Source organism: Neisseria sp. P0021.S006 (assembly GCF_051956895.1).
Window position 1 is genome coordinate 1 of the sequence record NZ_JBQCWZ010001278.1, and the last position, 440, is coordinate 440.

Sequence of the window (440 nt, forward strand, 5' to 3'; positions counted from 1 at the left end):
ACATGATACGACTCACGCGCCTGAATATCGCGGCGGGTTTCGTCGGGCAGCATGGGTTTGGGCAGTTTTTTGAGCAGGCTCACGGCTTTTCCTTCGTGTTTTTATGTGCGGTATTGTAACCCGAAAGGGGCGAGCCGTCTGAAAGTTGGGTTTCGGCGGCAAGTGTGCCTGCTACATTTTCAAAAGCCCGTTACAATATCTGCTTTTATTTTCACTGCTCCGCCATGCTAGATATTATCCACCGCGACAGCCGCACCATCGCCGTCAACAAACCTGCCGGAATGCTGGTGCACCGAAGCTGGTTAGACAAACACGAAACCCGTTTTGCCGTGCAGACCCTGCGCGACCAAATCGGACAGCACGTCTATCCCGTCCACCGCCTCGACCGTCCGACTTCCGGCGTCTTGCTGTTTGCCCTCGATACGGAAGCCGCACGGTTA

Annotated in this window: 1 protein-coding gene and 1 pseudogene; one reads left to right on the forward strand and one right to left on the reverse strand. The window is 55.0% G+C overall.

Going from position 1 to position 440, the window contains the following annotated elements; genetic code table 11:
• Positions 1 to 83, reverse strand: a pseudogene (locus tag ACTHUM_RS19870) (TIGR00730 family Rossman fold protein); the annotation flags it as partial.
• A gap of 141 nt (positions 84 to 224) precedes the next feature.
• On the opposite strand from ACTHUM_RS19870, the gene ACTHUM_RS19875 reads away from it, so the two are divergent.
• Positions 225 to 440, forward strand: a 216-nt coding sequence (locus ACTHUM_RS19875; protein ID WP_440403989.1) for a pseudouridine synthase, incomplete at its 3' end; no start/stop codon positions are given.